This is a genomic window from Thioalkalivibrio sp. ALJT, assembly GCF_000381825.1.
In the GTDB taxonomy this organism is placed as follows: Bacteria; Pseudomonadota; Gammaproteobacteria; order Ectothiorhodospirales; family Ectothiorhodospiraceae; genus Thioalkalivibrio.
Genome location: NZ_KB907121.1, coordinates 1 through 15,000, shown reverse-complemented (window position 1 = coordinate 15,000; position 15,000 = coordinate 1). Strand labels below are relative to the sequence as shown.

The window sequence follows — 15,000 nt, the reverse complement described above, 5'->3', positions numbered from 1 at the left end:
ACGCCTGCCCGGTGCCGGAAGGTTAATTGATGGGGTTAGCTTAGGCGAAGCTCTTGATCGAAGCCCCGGTAAACGGCGGCCGTAACTATAACGGTCCTAAGGTAGCGAAATTCCTTGTCGGGTAAGTTCCGACCTGCACGAATGGCGTAACGATGGCGGCGCTGTCTCCACCCGAGACTCAGTGAAATTGAAATCGCAGTGAAGATGCTGTGTACCCGCGGCTAGACGGAAAGACCCCGTGAACCTTTACTACAGCTTCACACTGAACTTTGAGCTTGTTTGTGTAGGATAGGTGGGAGGCTTTGAAACCGGGACGCCAGTCTCGGTGGAGCCAACCTTGAAATACCACCCTGGCAAGTTTGAAGTTCTAACCCAGGCCTGTTATCCAGGTCGGGGACCGTGTGTGGTGGGTAGTTTGACTGGGGCGGTCTCCTCCCAAAGAGTAACGGAGGAGTGCGAAGGTACCCTCAGCGCGGTCGGAAATCGCGCGACGAGTGCAAAGGCATAAGGGTGCTTAACTGCGAGACAGACACGTCGAGCAGGTGCGAAAGCAGGTCTTAGTGATCCGGTGGTTCTGTATGGAAGGGCCATCGCTCAACGGATAAAAGGTACTCCGGGGATAACAGGCTGATACTGCCCAAGAGTCCATATCGACGGCAGTGTTTGGCACCTCGATGTCGGCTCATCACATCCTGGGGCTGAAGCAGGTCCCAAGGGTATGGCTGTTCGCCATTTAAAGTGGTACGCGAGCTGGGTTTAGAACGTCGTGAGACAGTTCGGTCCCTATCTGCCGTGGGCGTCGGAGATTTGACAGGATCTGTCCTTAGTACGAGAGGACCGGGATGGACGCACCTCTGGTGTTCCGGTTGTCACGCCAGTGGCATTGCCGGGTAGCTAAGTGCGGAAGGGATAACCGCTGAAAGCATCTAAGCGGGAAACCCACCTGAAGATGAGATCTCCCTGGACCCTTGAGGTCCCTGTAGGGCCGTTGAAGACTACAACGTTGATAGGCTGGGTGTGGAAGCGCGGTAACGTGTGAAGCTAACCAGTACTAATTGCCCGTGCGGCTTGACCATATAACACCCAAAGTGTTGGTGGTCTCGTTTGACACATCACGAAAGTACACATGCCTAGAATGCATTCCGAATTCAGAACCCGTGCGCAAGCACGAGTTCTAACCAGTTTGTCTGGCGGCAATAGCGAGTAGGAACCACCCGATCCCATCCCGAACTCGGAAGTGAAACTGCTCTGCGCCGATGGTAGTGTGGGGCCTCCCCATGTGAGAGTAGGTCACCGCCAGGCATTATTCCGAAAGCCCGGTCCCCGTTTGGGGGCCGGGCTTTTTTTGTGCGCTGGCGCCGGCGCTGTTGGGCGTCATATTTCAGATGGGGTGAGAGTGCGCCACTACGATGAAGGAGGACTGCGAATGGGGCGTAAACGGACGGATGGCGGATTGGTGATTGTTGGCGTGATTTTGCTCGGGCTTGGGGGCTATGCGATCTTTGGGGGCGAGGTGGCGTTTACCCCGGTCGCGCCCCGGGAGGGTTCCGGGTTTGGGGGGTTCTGGGCGACTGTGATCGGCGTGATTTTCGTGTTTGCGGGGCTTTACTTCTTGCGTGAGTCGCGTCGATAGGGTGGTGGCTGATCGGACCCGGGCTGCATTTCGGAAGTTGATTGGACTAGAACGACGTTCAGGGGCGGCCCGTCGTGGGGGTGGTGTGCGGCCGGGGCGTTCCCCGGGCAATTAGCCGGGGACGGGGTGGTAGATCATGGCGAAACGCAACGTGCGCCAGTGGCGAACCTTGCTTGTTGGGACCCGTTCGGCTCACTCCATCCTGCGAGTGTGGACGGGCGGGGGCCCGTTGCGAATCAAGTGTGGCCGTTAGCCGGGGGTGGGAGCGTTCGGTGGTTGGCATGTGCGAACGCGATTTGGACGGTGCGCGCGGGTTCTTCCGTGGGCAGCGGTCGATGGCGCATGTGGGGCAATCCATGTGCGGTGTCGTGAGCAATCGCTGGAAACGGGTGAAGGCGGTGCGAGGTTGGGCTTAGTCGGGCGGCCCGGCCCGCATGTTGGGGGCGGGGCGCATGAGTAGCCGGTTTGTCGCGCAGTGTCCGGCTGGGTGGCCGGCTCGTTGCGCTCGGGGTACGTTTGAAGTGGTGGCTCGAACGGTTTTTTATCTGGACGGGCAGCAAGTGTGGCGAACGAACGAGTGTTTCCGGACGCCAGGGTCAGGCGGCGGTACTGCGCCAGGCGAAACCTTCATCCTGGGTGGCGATCTCGGTTTCGTGAAGGGCGCAGCCGAGCCCTTGAGCCAGGGCCTCGCGGGCGAGTTCTTCACGGTTGTTGTCACTCGAGAGGTGCATGCCGACGACGTGTCGCAACCGCGACTGGTCCATGCGCTGGAGTAAATCGGTTGCCGCGTGATTGGGCAGATGCCCGTATCCGCCGTTGATTCGCCGTTTCAAGGAGGGCGGGTAGGGGCCTGCCTGCAGCATCGCGGGGTCGTGGTTGCACTCCAGGAGGAGTGCGTCAGCCCGATCGGCGATGTCGACCATGTGGCGGGAGATATGGCCGGCATCGGTCATCAGGACCAGGCGGTGGGCGCCGTCAGTGATGGTAAACTGAGTGGGTTCGCGCGAGTCGTGTGGCACGGTGAAGGGGTGCACCCAGGCATCGTCGATGGCGAAGGGTTGGTCTGCCTGCAGCTCCTGGATATGCGCAAAGCGGTTGTCGCGAGCGGCGATGCGGGTGCCCGGACTGGTGTAGACCGTGAGTCCGTAACGCCTTGAAAGTGGTCCGGTTGACCCGATGTGGTCTGCGTGCTCATGGGTGACGAGCACCGCGTCGAATTGTTCGGGGCTTAGCTGGATGCGCGCAAGCCTGCGTTCCAGCTCCTGCATCGAGAACCCGCAGTCGACCAGCAGGCGGGTCTGGCCGATCTCGACGACTAGGGCATTGCCGGAACTTCCGCTGCCCAGGGAACAGAACCGAATCATGTGCGAAGGGCAGCGCCCGCGGCGCTTGTGGTTAACGCAGGAGCTGGTGCTCGATGCGTTCGAGCACGAAGTCGGCGTCGCGGCGACGCAGGGGCTCGCCATCAATGTCGCGGGCCTGAATGCGTACGTTGCCGGCGTCAGTGGGGTTCAGTTGGATCTGATAGCGCTCGTCCTGTCGTCGGGCGCCGCCGCGACCGAAGATGCGGCTGATGAAGCCACCACGGTCGCCTTCACCACTGATGTCGGGGCGATAGGTGACTTCGAAGGTGCGGCGATTGCGATCTTGTTCGTCCACCAGGAGGCCCGCGCGGTCGAGGAAGGTGCCCATCTGGGACCAGATGCGGTCAATCTCGCCAGCGATGATCAGCGCGGGCTGGCCGTCAAACTCGGTCTTCTGCAGCTCGCTGGGGCGGTCGGCGAGGGTCTCGTCTGCACGTTCTCCGCCTTCCGGTATTTCGCCGGTGGCAAGGAAGACGCGCAACCGATTCAGCATCTCGGCTTCGAGATCCGGGTCGGACGGGCGCATGGCCCAGCGCCAGGTTTCGCCCTCGGCTTCCTCGGCCGCGCCGCGATGGGAAATGTAGATCGCAGATCGCCCGTTCTCGCGTTCCAGTCGGAGACGGTACTGGTCTCGGGTGGTGGCGTCGTAGACGTTGCCCAGGGCGCGAGCGAAGATGTTCTGAGTGCCGCTCAGGGGGATGCCGGCACGGTCTTCGGCCCACTCTGTTTGCATGATGCCGACTTGGGGCTCGTTGCGTTCCAGTCGCAGGTTCTGACTGTCCCAGAATGCCGTGAGCTGGTCCCAGAGTTCTTCGGCTGGCGCCTCGACACTGAGCCAGCGCACATTCCCTTCTCGCATCAATGTGATTTCGGCGGAGTCCGGTAATACGCGGCCATCGTGGGGAGTCGGGGCGGTCGGTTGCCCCGGTCGCGCCGCCGTCGTGGGTGCGCGTTCCATCTCGCGGGCACTCACGCGTTCGCCGGGGGCTTCCGGGATGTGGTAGGCGCGTTCGCTGTCGGGGGCGATCAGGTTTGGCGGTACCTCGAGGCTCTCCATCTGCCGGCTCATTTCGTACTGGGGGCCGCTCTGACGGTCACCGGAGGTTGAACAACCCGCGATGGCCAGGCCGGTGGCCAGTGCCAGGGCGGTGCGGGTTGCATGGCGATGGAGCTTGGAAGGTTGTTTCATGACGGGGTTCAGACCTCTATGCCGGCCTGGCGCATCGCGTCCAGGACCGGCGCATGGAAGGGTTCGGACAACGGTGTCAGCGGCAGGCGGATGCCTTCCTCCATCAGGCCCATGCGGTGCAGCGCCCATTTGACAGGTATGGGGTTGGCCTCGAGGAACAGTGCCGAGTGCAGGCCATCCAGCTGGCGATTGATCTCGCGGGCCTGCTCCGGCTGGCCGTCGCGCGCCGCGCGGCACATGGCCGCCATCTGCTGCGGGGCGACATTGGCCGTTACCGAGATGATGCCGTGGCCGCCGGCCAGAAGGAAGGCCAGGCCGTTGCCGTCGTCGCCGCTGTAGAGATCGAGCCGGTTGCCGACCCGCGCAACCAGGTCCGCGGTGCGCTCGTTGTTGGCCGTGGCTTCCTTGATCCCGATGATGTTCGGGATCGCGGCCAGGCGCTCCACCGTTTCCGGCAGCAGGTCCACTGCGGTGCGACCGGGCACATTGTAAAGGATCTGCGGGATATCGACGGCTTCGGCGACCGCCTTGTAGTGCAGATAAAGGCCTTCCTGGGTCGGCTTGTTGTAGTAGGGCGTAACCAGCAGGCAGGCGTCCGCACCACGCTCCTTGGCGCAGCGCGTCAGCGCAATGGCCTCGCGGGTCGAATTCGCACCGGTGCCGGCGATCACGGGGAGGCGCCCGGCCACGGTCTTCACCGTGTGGGCGATGGCGTCGCAGTGCTCGTCGAAATCGAGGGTTGCAGACTCGCCGGTGGTGCCGACCGCCACAATGGCATCGCTGCCGGCCGCGATGTGGAACTCCAGGAGCCGATCCAGCGCCGGCCAGTCCAGGCTGCCGTCCGCGTGCATCGGGGTCGCCAGTGCGACCATGCTGCCTTGAAACATCGACTCCTCCAACATCGGGAATGGTGCAGTCTAACGGGCCGGTGTCGGGGCGTTCAAGATTCCCGGCGGGCGGTGGGATGCGGACGGGGTTCTGGGAACGGTGCGTCCGGCGTTCGTGGCTGCCGTTGGCGGGGCGGGATCGAGGTGGTATGTTGCCAGCCATCATGCCTGACACCGATTTCAAGCCAGACAGTTCGGGATGGCGGGGCGCTATCCGCTGCGCAACGGCCCGTCGGGTGTTCCGTGGCTGAGGTGGTGGGTGCCGGTGCCCATACGCACCTGATCCTGAATCTGATCGGACCGGACCAGTCGGGGCTGGTATCCAGTGTGACCCGCGTGGTGGTGGACACCGGCTGCAACCTCGAGGCCAGCCGCATCACCGTGATGGATGGGTACTGCTGCATGGCCCTCAGTGCCAGCGGAAACTGGAAGACCCTGGGGACACTGGAATCGCGACTGGAACGTCTGGAAGCCGAGATGGGCCTGGTTGTGGTGGCCCGGCGCGGGCCCCTGGAAGATCGCGCCGAAGCCGCGATGCCCTACGCCGTGGATGCGGTGGCGCTGGATGCCCCGGGCCTGCTGAACGCCCTGGCGGACTTTTTTACCAGCCGTGCGGTGAACTTGCGCGACGTGCAGACTCGGGTCTATGTCGCGCAGCAGACCGGTGCGCGCATGTTCGCGGCCAACATGGTGGTGGAGATCCCGGCAGGCCAGCATCTCGCCAGCTTGCGCGGCGAGTTCATGGACTTTTGTGACGAACTGAATGTGGACGGTGTGCTGGACCCGATCAAGGCCTGAGCGGTGCGGTCGTCCCTTTCTCACCCAGTAACGGAGTAGCGCGTTATGAGCATTGCCATCGACCAGATCGTCCCCGAAGAGCTGCGGGTTCCCGCCACGGGCGAACAGGAACTGGGGCCGGGTGATTTTCGCGGCCGGATCGTGGTGCTGTATTTCTACCCCAAGGACAACACGCCGGGCTGCACCAACGAAAGCCGCGATTTTGCGGCCAACCTGGGCGCGTTCGACGCCGCCGGGGCGGTCATCCTTGGGGTGTCGCGGGACAGCGTCAAAAGTCACGAGAATTTTCGTCAGAAGCAGGAGCTTCCCTTTGACCTGCTCAGTGACGCTGACGAAAAGCTGTGCGCGGCCTTCGATGTCATCAAAATGAAAAACATGTATGGCAAACAGGTGCGCGGCATCGAGCGGTCCACCTTCCTGGTCGACCCCGATGGGGTCCTGCGCCGAGAGTGGCGCAAGGTGAAGGTGCCCGGTCATGTCGACGAGGTGCTGGCGGCGGTGCGTGAACTGGCAGGAAACTGAGCCGGGGCGGTTGCAGTCCGCACCCGGCAGTCTGCGACTTACCCCGGCCCAGGAGACGCCATGAGCGCAACCCCGGAGGACCCGAAACGCCTGTTTGTTCTGGACACCAATGTCCTGATGCATGACCCCACCGCGTTGTTCCGGTTCAAGGAACACGACGTCTTCCTGCCCATGGTTGTGCTCGAGGAACTGGATCGTGGCAAGAAGGGGGTCTCCGAGGTGGCGCGCAACGTGCGCCAGGTCTCGCGCTTCATCGACGAGCTGATGAGTGGTGCGACCCACGATCAGATCGCCGCGGGTTTGCCGCTTCAGGCCGAGTCGCTGAGCGAGTCCACCTTTGCTCCGTCCGGTCGGCTGTTCTTCCAGACCCGCAATCTCAGCTCACGTCTGCCCGACTCCTTGCCTGGTTCGACCCCGGACAACGACATCCTCGCCACCGCCCAGGCCCTCAAGACGGAGGAGTCGGATCTTCCGGTCACGCTGGTATCCAAGGACATCAACCTGCGTATCAAGGCGGCGGTGATCGGCCTGCATGCGGAGGACTACTACAACGACCAGGTCCTGGACGATGTCAGTCTGTTGTTCTCCGGCATGACCGAGCTGCCGGAGGATTTCTGGGAGACGCACGGGTCCAGGATGGACTCGTGGCAGGAATCCGGCCGGACCTATTACCGGGTGGCCGGGCCGCTGGTCGCGGAGTGGCAGCCCAACCAGTTCGTCTACCGCGAGGGGGAAAACCCGCTGTCCGCAATCGTGCTGGAGATCGACCAGCCAAACGAGTCCGCGGTGATCGAGCTGGTGGACGACTACATGGTGCCGCGTCACAGCGTCTGGGGTATCAATGCCCGCAACCGCGAGCAGAACTATGCCCTGAACCTGCTGATGGATCCGGAAGTGGACTTTGTCTCGTTGCTGGGTGCCGCCGGAACCGGCAAGACCCTGCTGGCGCTGGCCGCGGGGCTCGCGCAGACCCTGGAAGACAATACCTACAAGGAAATTATCATGACCCGGGTCACGGTCCCGGTAGGTGAGGACATCGGGTTCCTGCCCGGGACCGAGGAAGAGAAGATGACGCCCTGGATGGGCGCGCTGATGGACAACCTTGAGGTGCTCGCAAAGTCCGAGGGGGCGGGCGACTGGGGCCGTGCGGCGACTAACGACGTGCTGACCAGTCGCATCAAGATCCGCTCGCTGAACTTCATGCGCGGGCGCACCTTCCTGAATCGCTATATCATCCTGGACGAGGCGCAGAACCTGACCTCGAAGCAGATGAAGACCCTGATCACCCGGGCCGGGCCGGGTACCAAGGTGGTGGCGCTGGGCAACATCGCGCAGATCGACACCCCTTACCTGACCGAGACCTCGTCGGGGCTGACCTATGTGGTGGACCGCTTCCGCAACTGGACCCACAGCGGGCATATCACGCTGACCCGCGGCGAGCGCTCGCGGCTGGCGGACTACGCCTCGAATCATCTGTAGACGGCGGAGGTTGTGCGTACGTCGCGAGTCACCCTCGAAGCTGACGCCGAGTCAGTTTTCGGTGGCGGATGCCGCGGCCCCCGCGGTGCCCCGTAATGACGGTGCTCGTTGCGAGGGAGGGCCTTAACCGTCTTCGCTGTAGCGCACGCAGGCGCGGTCGGTCTCCCACAGGGTCAGGGCGTGCATGCGCAGGCCCGGGCGGTCCAGGCGTTCCGCCATCTGCCGGAAGAACCACTGGGCGATGTTTTCGGCGGTCGGGTTGACCGTGTCGAATGGCGGGACGTCGTTCAGGTAGCGGTGATCCAGCTGCCCGGCGATCTCGCGCGCGGCGGTCTTGACCACCTTGAAGTCCACCGCCATGCCGGTATCGTCCAGGGTCTCGGCCCGGACCTCGGCCTCCACCTTCCAGTTGTGTCCGTGCATGTTCGCGCACTGCCCCGGGTAGTCGCGCAGGGTATGCGCGGAGGCAAAGTCGGTCAGGACACGGAGGGTGTAGCGGGCACTCATGATTTCTTCCGGGCGAGCGGCCGTCGCCGGCCGGGGTTGTATCAGCCCGCGCAGCCTAGCCGGCTGCTGTCCTGCGCGCAATTCTCCTGCCCGGATGCGTGGCGAATCGCGGCCAGCACGCCCGCGGTGTCCAGGCCGCAGTCGGCCAGGATCTGTTCGCGCGAGCCGTGCTCGGTGAAGGTGTCCGGGATGCCCAGTACCTGGCAGGGCAGGGTCAGGCCCTCGGCGGTGAGCCATTCCAGCACTGCGCTGCCGGCGCCGCCGGCGCGGGCATGGTCTTCGAGGGTCACGAAGCCCTCGTGGCTGGCGGCCAGTCGCGCCAGTAGCCCGTTATCCAGCGGCTTGATGAAACGCATGTTCACCACGGTGGCATCCAGTGCCTCGCCAGCGGCCAGGGCGGTGTCCAGCAACGCGCCGAAGCTGAGGATTGCCAGGCCCCGGCCCTCGCGCACGACCTCGGCGCGGCCGATCGGCAGGGTCTCCAGGGGCTCGCTGGCCCCTTCCGGCAGGACCCCGGGGCCGCCGCCGCGCGGATAGCGCACGACCGCCGGGCCATGGTGGGCGTAGCCGGTGGACAGCATCTGGCGGCATTCGCGCTCGTTGGCCGGGGCCATCAGCAGCATGTTGGGGACCGTGCGCAGCAGTGCGGTGTCGAAGGTGCCGGCATGGGTCGGGCCATCGGCGCCCACGATCCCGGCGCGGTCCACCGCGAACAGTACTGGCAGGTCCTGCAGGGCGACATCATGGATTACCTGGTCCATGGCTCGCTGCAGGAACGTCGAATAGATCGCGACCACGGGCTTCTGGCCCTCGCAGGCCATGCCGGCGGCCAGGGTGACCGCGTGCTGTTCGGCGATGCCGACATCGAAGTAGCGCTCGGGGAATCGTTCGGAGAAGGCGACCAGGCCGGAGCCCTCGCGCATCGCCGGCGTGATGCCCAGCAGGCGCTCGTCGGCTGCCGCCTGATCGCAAAGCCACTGGCTGAAGATGTCGGTATAGGTCGGTGCCTTCGGGCCGGAGGGCTTCAGGCCGTTTTCCGGCTCGAACTTGGAGACGCCGTGGTAGCGGCAGGGGTCTTCCTCGGCCGGGGCGTAGCCCTGGCCCTTGCGCGTGACCACATGCAGCAGCTGCGGGCCATGACCGCCGCGCAGGTTCTTCAGAATCGACACCAGCCCGTGTACATCGTGTCCATCCACCGGCCCGAAGTAGCGAAACCCCAGTTCCTCGAACAGCGTGCCGGGGACGAGCATGCCCTTCATGTGTTCCTCGGCGCGTTCGGCAAAGGCCTTCACCGGCGGGACGAACTCCAGCATGCGCTTGGAGCTTTCGCGCACCGAGCAGTACAGCCGGCCGGACAGCAGGCGGGTGAAATACTGGTTCATCGCGCCGACATTGGGCGAGATCGACATGTCGTTGTCGTTCAGAATGACCAGGAGATTGCAGTCCAGATCGCCGATGTGGTTGAGCGCCTCGAAGGCCATGCCGGCGGTCATCGCGCCGTCGCCGATCACCGCGACGTGGTGGCGATCCAGCCCTGCGTGCCGGGCGGCCAGGGCCATACCGGCAGCTGCGCTGATCGAGGTGCTGGAGTGCCCGGCTCCGAAGGCGTCGTATTCGCTCTCCGCACGTTTGGGGAAGCCGGCCAGGCCACCATACTGGCGCAGGGTGGCCATGCCGGCGCGGCGTCCAGTCAGGATCTTGTGCGCATAGGCCTGATGCCCGACATCCCACACGATACGGTCATCGGGCGTGTTAAAGGCGTAGTGCAGCGCGATCGCCAGCTCCACCGTGCCCAGGTTGGCGGCCAGGTGCCCGCCCGTGCGCGAGACGCTCTCGATCAGGAACTGGCGCAACTCCGCAGCCAGCCCGGGAAGTTCCGAGGCCGGGTGTGCCCGCAGGTCGGCGGGCCATTCGATTGCATCCAGCAGGGGGGTGGGGGTCATGATCGGGCCGGTTCAGTTCATGCGGTCGACGATGTACCGCGCGAGGAAGCGAAGCAAGTCCGCCTCCTGGTCGAAGGGTTGCAGCTCGGCCAGCGCCTCGTCGACCAGCGCCACCGCGCGTTCGCGCGAGGCCTCCAGGCCCTGCAGCGACGGGAAGGTCGCCTTGTCCAGCCGGGCATCCGCACCGCAGGCCTTGCCGAGAACCTCCGGGTCGCCCTCCACGTCGAGCACGTCATCGCGGATCTGGAAGGCCAGCCCGATGCATTCGGCGTAGCGCGTCAGGCGGTCGAGGGTATCCGGGGGCGGGTTGCCGGCGAGCGCTCCCAGCCGCACCGAGGCCCGGATCAGGGCGCCTGTTTTCAGTCGGTGCATGCGTTCCAGCTCGGCCAGACTGATCGGCTGGCCGCAGGCCCCCAGATCGATTGCCTGGCCCCCGGCCATGCCATGCAGGCCGGCGGCGCTGGCCAGTTCCGCCACGGCGTCCAGCGCGGTGCTTGCGGGCAGGCTCCGCACGCCGGTGGTCAGGGTGTCGAATGCAGCGGCTTGCAGGGCGTCGCCGGCCAGGATGGCGGTGGCCTCGTCAAAGGCCTTGTGGCAGGTCGGTCGACCACGGCGCAGGTCGTCGTCATCCATGGCTGGCAGATCATCATGGATCAGGGAATAGACATGCACCATCTCCACCGCGGCGGCCATTGCATCCAGCACGTCGCCATCCGCACCAGTGGCACCGCCGGCGGCGTATACCAGCACCGGGCGCAGCCGCTTGCCGCCCGACAGGGTGGCATAGCGCATCGCCTCGACCAGGCGGGCATCCGGGCTGGTGTCCGGGGCCAGTTGCCGGTCGAGAACCGTCTCGATCCGGCGCTGGTACTCAGCCAGTGTCCGGGTGGGGTCGAATTCGGACAAGAGGGTCCCTCTAGAACGGGATTTCGTCGGTGGAGCCGCGCCCGGGAACGTTTGGCGTCGGTGCGGGGTCTGCATTCACGGAGGCCGCTGCCTCGTCGGCCGCGAGGGCCTCGATGCGTTTCTGGGCCTCGTCCAGGGCCTTCTGGCAGCGGCTGACCAGTTGCATGCCACGCTGGAATTCCTCCAGCGACTGCTCCAGACCAAGCTCGCCGGATTCCATGCGTGCGACCAGGGCCTCGAGGGCCTCGAGGCTGGCTTCGAATTCGGCCGGACTGTCGGCGGGCGCGTCGGACATGGGGGGGTCACCAATGCGAAAAGGTGAGAAAGTAGCGGATTCGTGTGCGCGAGGAAAGGCGCCGGGGTGGCGGGGCTTGAGAAACGCGGATACATCCCCATTTCGACCGTGGCATTCCGGTTGACACTCAATCGGGTGCCGACTAGAGTCTTTGCACGGTTTAGACAGAGTCTAAACAGTCCTCTGCACAGGCATTCCTGTGGTTGTGTAGAACCCACGAGAGAGAAGGAGAGCACCATGGATCTGAAAGGCAGCAAGACCGAAGAAGCCCTGAAGGAAGCCTTCGCTGGCGAATCGATGGCCAACCGCCGTTACCTGTACTTCGCTTCCAAGGCGGACGTCGAGGGCTACAACGACGTGGCCACCGTGTTCCGTTCCACCGCCGAAGGTGAAACCGGCCACGCCCACGGCCACCTCGAGTACCTCGAGAGCTGCGGCGATCCGGCTACCGGCCTGGAGTTCGGCTCCACTGCGGCGAACCTGAAGACTGCGGTTGCTGGTGAGACCCACGAGTACACCGACATGTACCCGGGCATGGCCAAGACCGCCCGTGATGAAGGCTTCGACGAGGTCGCCGACTGGTTCGAGACCCTGGCCAAGGCGGAGCGCTCCCACGCCAACCGCTTCCAGAAGGCCCTGGACCAGCTGGACGACTGATCGTCCTGCCGTAACGGAAGCATGCGAGGCCGGTGCGCCGGCCTCGTTTTCCGGGAAATACGGAACAGCGTGTGGCGCGAGCCGTTGCGCCGCGGCCCGCAAGCTGTTCCGTGTTTCCCTCAAAGCACCGCGTATTGATTCGGACACCGGAGGGATGCATGTCTGCGCCGACGCACCAACGTGAAGGAAGTCTCGAAGCCCCTACCCGGCATCCGCTGGACTGGAAGAACCCCGAGTTCTACAACGAAGAATCGCTGTTCGCCGAGCTGGAGCGGGTGTACGACATCTGCCACGGCTGTCGGCGTTGCGTCAGCCTGTGCAACTCCTTCCCCACGCTGTTCGACCTGGTCGATGAATCCGAGACCTTCGAGGTCGACGGAGTCGACAAGAAGGACTACTGGAAGGTGGTCGATCACTGCTACCTGTGTGATCTGTGTTATCTGACCAAGTGCCCCTACGTGCCCCCGCATGAATGGAACGTCGATTTCCCGCACCTGATGCTGCGGGCCAAGGCCGTGCGTTTCCAGAAAGAGGGCGCGCAGCCCGCGCACAAGCTCATGTCCAGTACGGACACCGTCGGCAAGCTGGCGGGCATCCCGGTCGTGGCCGGTGCGGTCAACGCCGCGAACAAGAATGGCACGATGCGCAAGTTGCTGGACCGGACCATGGGCGTGCACCCCGAGGCCCCGGTTCCCGAATACCACTCGAACAAGGGCCGCTCGCGTGTGGCAAAGGTAGCCAAGGGTGTGATTAACCCCGAGCCGGCCGGTGCCACCCAGGGCAAGGTAGCGCTGTACGCGACCTGCTACGGTAACTACAACGAGCCGCACCTGGTCGAAGATCTGGTCAAGGTCTTCGAACACAATGGCATCGAAGTCACGCTGGTCGACAAGGAAAAATGCTGCGGCATGCCCAAACTCGAGCTGGGCGACCTGGAATCAGTGGAGGCCTCCAAGGAGGCGAACATCCCGGCGATGAAGCGCATGATCGACCAGGGCTACGACATCGTCGCACCGGTCCCGTCCTGCGTGCTGATGTACAAGCAGGAACTGCCGCTGATGTTCCCGGACGACACCGACGTGATCGCGGTGCGTGACCGCATCTTCGACCCGTTCGAGTACCTGATGGAGCGCCACAAGGAAGGCAAGCTGAACACCGACTTCCCCGAGAAGCTCGGCAAGATTGCCTACCACGCCGCCTGCCACCTGCGGGTGCAGAACATGGGTCTCAAGACCCGTGATCTGCTGAAGCTGGTGCCGGATACCGAGATCGACGTGATCGAACGCTGCTCCGGGCACGACGGCACCTACGGCGTGAAGAGCGAGTTCTACGAGACCGCGGCCAAGATCTGCCGTCCGGTGGTGAACCGCGTGCAGAAGGCCGAGTCCGATCATTATTCGAGCGACTGCCCGATGGCCGGGCACATGATCGAGAACGGACTGCAGGGCAAGGGTGAGGACAAGGCGCCCGAGCACCCGCTGACCCTGCTGCGCCAGGCCTACGGCCTGTAGCCGGCGCTCGACCCACAGGACGCGACACGGGCGGGTAGACGTGCCCGGGAATGGAGAGAAGACATGGCCAGTGACAGCTACCACGAACCCGTCGAGGAACTGAGCGACGAGTCGCGCGAGATGCACCGTGCGATCGTCTCGCTGATGGAGGAGCTCGAGGCGGTGGACTGGTACCAGCAGCGCATCGACGCCTGCAAGGACGAAGAACTGAAGGCGATCCTCGCGCACAACCGCGACGAAGAGATCGAACATGCCGCGATGGTGCTGGAATGGATCCGGCGCCATAACCCGGTATTCGACCACGAACTGAAAGACAACCTCTGGTCCGACAAGGACTACACGAAGAAGGGGCACCACCACGATCACTGAGGGGTGCCGGTCCAAACGGGCCAATCCGACGAGACGGAGGTATCGAGATGCAGATGGAGGCAAGTGTGGACAAGCTGAGTCGTGAAGACCTGTATTCCCTGGAGAAGTACCACGAGATGCGGCCACAGTTCCGCAACGAGGTGATGCAGCACAAGCGCAATCGCGTGGTGCAGGTGGGCCCGGCCGTGACCCTGCACTTCGAGGATCGCAAGACCATGCAGTACCAGATCCAGGAGATGCTGCGGGTCGAGAAGATCTTCGATGCCGAGGGCATCCAGGACGAGCTGGACGCCTACAATCCGCTGATCCCGGACGGTTCCAACTGGAAGGCGACCATGATGGTCGAGTACCCGGACGTGGACGAGCGCAAGGTGCAGCTGTCCAAGCTGATCGGGATCGAGCGCAAGACCTACGTGCAGGTGGACGGGCACGACAAGGTGTACCCGATTGCCAACGAGGATCTGGATCGCGAGACCGACGACAAGACCTCGTCGGTGCACTTCCTGCGCTTCGAGCTGACCCCGGAAATGGTTGCCGCGGCGAAATCCGGTGCGGCCATTGCCATGGGGGTGGAGCACGAGAACTACAACCACCGGCTGGACGCCGTCGCCGAGGGCACGCGCGAATCGCTGGCGGCCGACCTCGACGCCGTCAACTGACGCGCGGACGGAACCTGTCAACCTGTTTCGGACGCCTCACACGGAGGATAATGTATTTTCCGTCCTCGCCCTGGCTGCGCCCATGGTCGGGAAATTCACGACCATGGACTCGCCGGCATCCGCCTCTTCGGGTGACACCGGGTTGATGGTCACCACCTCCGGCGGTCGGGCGGCGACGGGTGCCCCTTTGACGAAGCGCTCGGGGTGATTGCGGTACTGGGCATCGAGCACCTGCTGTCGCTGCGTACGGATGGCCTCAAAGCGTCCCGTAAAGACCTGCT

The 15,000-nt window shown here is 64.0% G+C and carries 16 protein-coding genes and 2 rRNA genes (1 of these 18 only partly in view); 10 read left to right on the top strand and 8 right to left on the bottom strand.

Annotation, left to right across the window (positions count from 1 at the left end; translation table 11 throughout):
* The 3 genes from G332_RS0100090 to G332_RS0100080 form a co-directional block, all read left to right on the top strand.
* Window positions 1-1,076, top strand: a 23S ribosomal RNA gene (locus tag G332_RS0100090) (it extends 1,804 nt beyond the left edge of the window).
* Window positions 1,077-1,186: 110 nt separating this feature from the next.
* Window positions 1,187-1,302 (top strand): 5S ribosomal RNA (rrf, locus tag G332_RS0100085).
* A 124-nt stretch (window positions 1,303-1,426) separates the two neighbouring features.
* Window positions 1,427-1,633, top strand: a complete 207-nt coding sequence (locus G332_RS0100080) for a hypothetical protein (RefSeq protein ID WP_019624955.1) — start codon at window positions 1,427-1,429, stop codon at window positions 1,631-1,633.
* A 596-nt stretch (window positions 1,634-2,229) separates the two neighbouring features.
* Here G332_RS0100080 and G332_RS0100075 read toward each other — a convergent pair.
* Genes G332_RS0100075 through dapA form a run of 3 tightly spaced genes read right to left on the bottom strand, consistent with a single transcriptional unit; the run spans window position 2,230 to window position 5,073 of the window.
* Window positions 2,230-2,997, bottom strand: a complete 768-nt coding sequence (locus G332_RS0100075) for an MBL fold metallo-hydrolase (RefSeq protein WP_019624954.1) — start codon at window positions 2,995-2,997, stop codon at window positions 2,230-2,232.
* Between the two features lie 31 nt (window positions 2,998-3,028).
* Window positions 3,029-4,186 (bottom strand): outer membrane protein assembly factor BamC, encoded by a 1,158-nt coding sequence (bamC, locus tag G332_RS0100070; RefSeq protein WP_019624953.1) that lies wholly within the window; start codon window positions 4,184-4,186, stop codon window positions 3,029-3,031.
* An 8-nt stretch (window positions 4,187-4,194) separates the two neighbouring features.
* Window positions 4,195-5,073, bottom strand: a complete 879-nt coding sequence (gene dapA, locus G332_RS0100065) for a 4-hydroxy-tetrahydrodipicolinate synthase (RefSeq protein ID WP_026340462.1) — start codon at window positions 5,071-5,073, stop codon at window positions 4,195-4,197.
* A gap of 243 nt (window positions 5,074-5,316) precedes the next feature.
* Here dapA and G332_RS0100060 point away from each other — a divergent pair, with 243 nt between their 5' ends.
* The 3 genes from G332_RS0100060 to G332_RS0100050 are packed head-to-tail and all read left to right on the top strand — an operon-like array spanning window position 5,317 to window position 7,872.
* A complete protein-coding gene (locus G332_RS0100060; RefSeq protein ID WP_026340461.1) occupies window positions 5,317-5,871 on the top strand; it encodes a glycine cleavage system protein R in 555 nt (184 codons plus the stop codon).
* Between the two features lie 45 nt (window positions 5,872-5,916).
* Entirely contained in the window at window positions 5,917-6,393 is a 477-nt protein-coding gene (locus G332_RS0100055; RefSeq protein WP_019624950.1) for a peroxiredoxin, read from the top strand.
* 60 nt (window positions 6,394-6,453) lie between these two features.
* On the top strand, window positions 6,454-7,872 hold the full coding sequence (locus G332_RS0100050; protein WP_019624949.1) for a PhoH family protein: 1,419 nt from the start codon (window positions 6,454-6,456) through the stop codon (window positions 7,870-7,872).
* Window positions 7,873-7,995: 123 nt separating this feature from the next.
* Here the strand turns inward: G332_RS0100050 and queD are convergent, their stop codons facing one another.
* From queD to G332_RS0100030, 4 genes are read right to left on the bottom strand one after another with little or no spacing between them, the layout of a single operon-like run.
* Window positions 7,996-8,379, bottom strand: a complete 384-nt coding sequence (queD, locus tag G332_RS0100045; protein WP_019624948.1) for a 6-carboxytetrahydropterin synthase QueD — start codon at window positions 8,377-8,379, stop codon at window positions 7,996-7,998.
* A 41-nt stretch (window positions 8,380-8,420) separates the two neighbouring features.
* On the bottom strand, window positions 8,421-10,322 hold the full coding sequence (gene dxs / locus G332_RS0100040) for a 1-deoxy-D-xylulose-5-phosphate synthase (RefSeq protein WP_019624947.1): 1,902 nt from the start codon (window positions 10,320-10,322) through the stop codon (window positions 8,421-8,423).
* Between the two features lie 12 nt (window positions 10,323-10,334).
* A complete protein-coding gene (ispA, locus tag G332_RS0100035) occupies window positions 10,335-11,228 on the bottom strand; it encodes a (2E,6E)-farnesyl diphosphate synthase (protein ID WP_019624946.1) in 894 nt (297 codons plus the stop codon).
* Window positions 11,229-11,238: 10 nt separating this feature from the next.
* Window positions 11,239-11,523 carry an exodeoxyribonuclease VII small subunit gene (locus G332_RS0100030; protein ID WP_019624945.1) on the bottom strand — a complete coding sequence of 95 codons (285 nt, stop codon included), beginning with the start codon at window positions 11,521-11,523 and terminating at the stop codon, window positions 11,239-11,241.
* A gap of 237 nt (window positions 11,524-11,760) precedes the next feature.
* Here G332_RS0100030 and G332_RS0100025 point away from each other — a divergent pair, with 237 nt between their 5' ends.
* From G332_RS0100025 to G332_RS0100010, 4 genes are all read left to right on the top strand, one after another.
* Window positions 11,761-12,180: a rubrerythrin family protein gene (locus tag G332_RS0100025; protein ID WP_019624944.1), complete on the top strand. Its 420-nt coding sequence runs from the start codon at window positions 11,761-11,763 to the stop codon at window positions 12,178-12,180.
* A 158-nt stretch (window positions 12,181-12,338) separates the two neighbouring features.
* Window positions 12,339-13,691 (top strand): heterodisulfide reductase-related iron-sulfur binding cluster, encoded by a 1,353-nt coding sequence (locus G332_RS0100020; RefSeq protein WP_019624943.1) that lies wholly within the window; start codon window positions 12,339-12,341, stop codon window positions 13,689-13,691.
* A gap of 63 nt (window positions 13,692-13,754) precedes the next feature.
* Entirely contained in the window at window positions 13,755-14,060 is a 306-nt protein-coding gene (locus G332_RS0100015) for an encapsulin-associated ferritin-like protein (RefSeq protein WP_019624942.1), read from the top strand.
* A 47-nt stretch (window positions 14,061-14,107) separates the two neighbouring features.
* Window positions 14,108-14,719 (top strand): DUF3501 family protein, encoded by a 612-nt coding sequence (locus tag G332_RS0100010; protein ID WP_019624941.1) that lies wholly within the window; start codon window positions 14,108-14,110, stop codon window positions 14,717-14,719.
* Window positions 14,720-14,755: 36 nt separating this feature from the next.
* Here G332_RS0100010 and G332_RS13625 read toward each other — a convergent pair.
* Window positions 14,756-15,000 (bottom strand): hypothetical protein (locus G332_RS13625; protein WP_019624940.1); only part of this gene is annotated, 245 nt, incomplete at its 5' end.

Coding starts and splice junctions, on each gene's coding strand:
- G332_RS0100080 (WP_019624955.1), top strand. CDS start 1,427: ATGGGGCGTAAACGGACGGATGGCGGATTGGTGATTGTTGGCGTGATT.
- G332_RS0100075 (WP_019624954.1), bottom strand. CDS start 2,997: ATGATTCGGTTCTGTTCCCTGGGCAGCGGAAGTTCCGGCAATGCCCTA.
- bamC (WP_019624953.1), bottom strand. CDS start 4,186: ATGAAACAACCTTCCAAGCTCCATCGCCATGCAACCCGCACCGCCCTG.
- dapA (WP_026340462.1), bottom strand. CDS start 5,073: ATGTTTCAAGGCAGCATGGTCGCACTGGCGACCCCGATGCACGCGGAC.
- G332_RS0100055 (WP_019624950.1), top strand. CDS start 5,917: ATGAGCATTGCCATCGACCAGATCGTCCCCGAAGAGCTGCGGGTTCCC.
- G332_RS0100050 (WP_019624949.1), top strand. CDS start 6,454: ATGAGCGCAACCCCGGAGGACCCGAAACGCCTGTTTGTTCTGGACACC.
- queD (WP_019624948.1), bottom strand. CDS start 8,379: ATGAGTGCCCGCTACACCCTCCGTGTCCTGACCGACTTTGCCTCCGCG.
- dxs (WP_019624947.1), bottom strand. CDS start 10,322: ATGACCCCCACCCCCCTGCTGGATGCAATCGAATGGCCCGCCGACCTG.
- G332_RS0100030 (WP_019624945.1), bottom strand. CDS start 11,523: ATGTCCGACGCGCCCGCCGACAGTCCGGCCGAATTCGAAGCCAGCCTC.
- G332_RS0100025 (WP_019624944.1), top strand. CDS start 11,761: ATGGATCTGAAAGGCAGCAAGACCGAAGAAGCCCTGAAGGAAGCCTTC.
- G332_RS0100020 (WP_019624943.1), top strand. CDS start 12,339: ATGTCTGCGCCGACGCACCAACGTGAAGGAAGTCTCGAAGCCCCTACC.
- G332_RS0100015 (WP_019624942.1), top strand. CDS start 13,755: ATGGCCAGTGACAGCTACCACGAACCCGTCGAGGAACTGAGCGACGAG.
- G332_RS0100010 (WP_019624941.1), top strand. CDS start 14,108: ATGCAGATGGAGGCAAGTGTGGACAAGCTGAGTCGTGAAGACCTGTAT.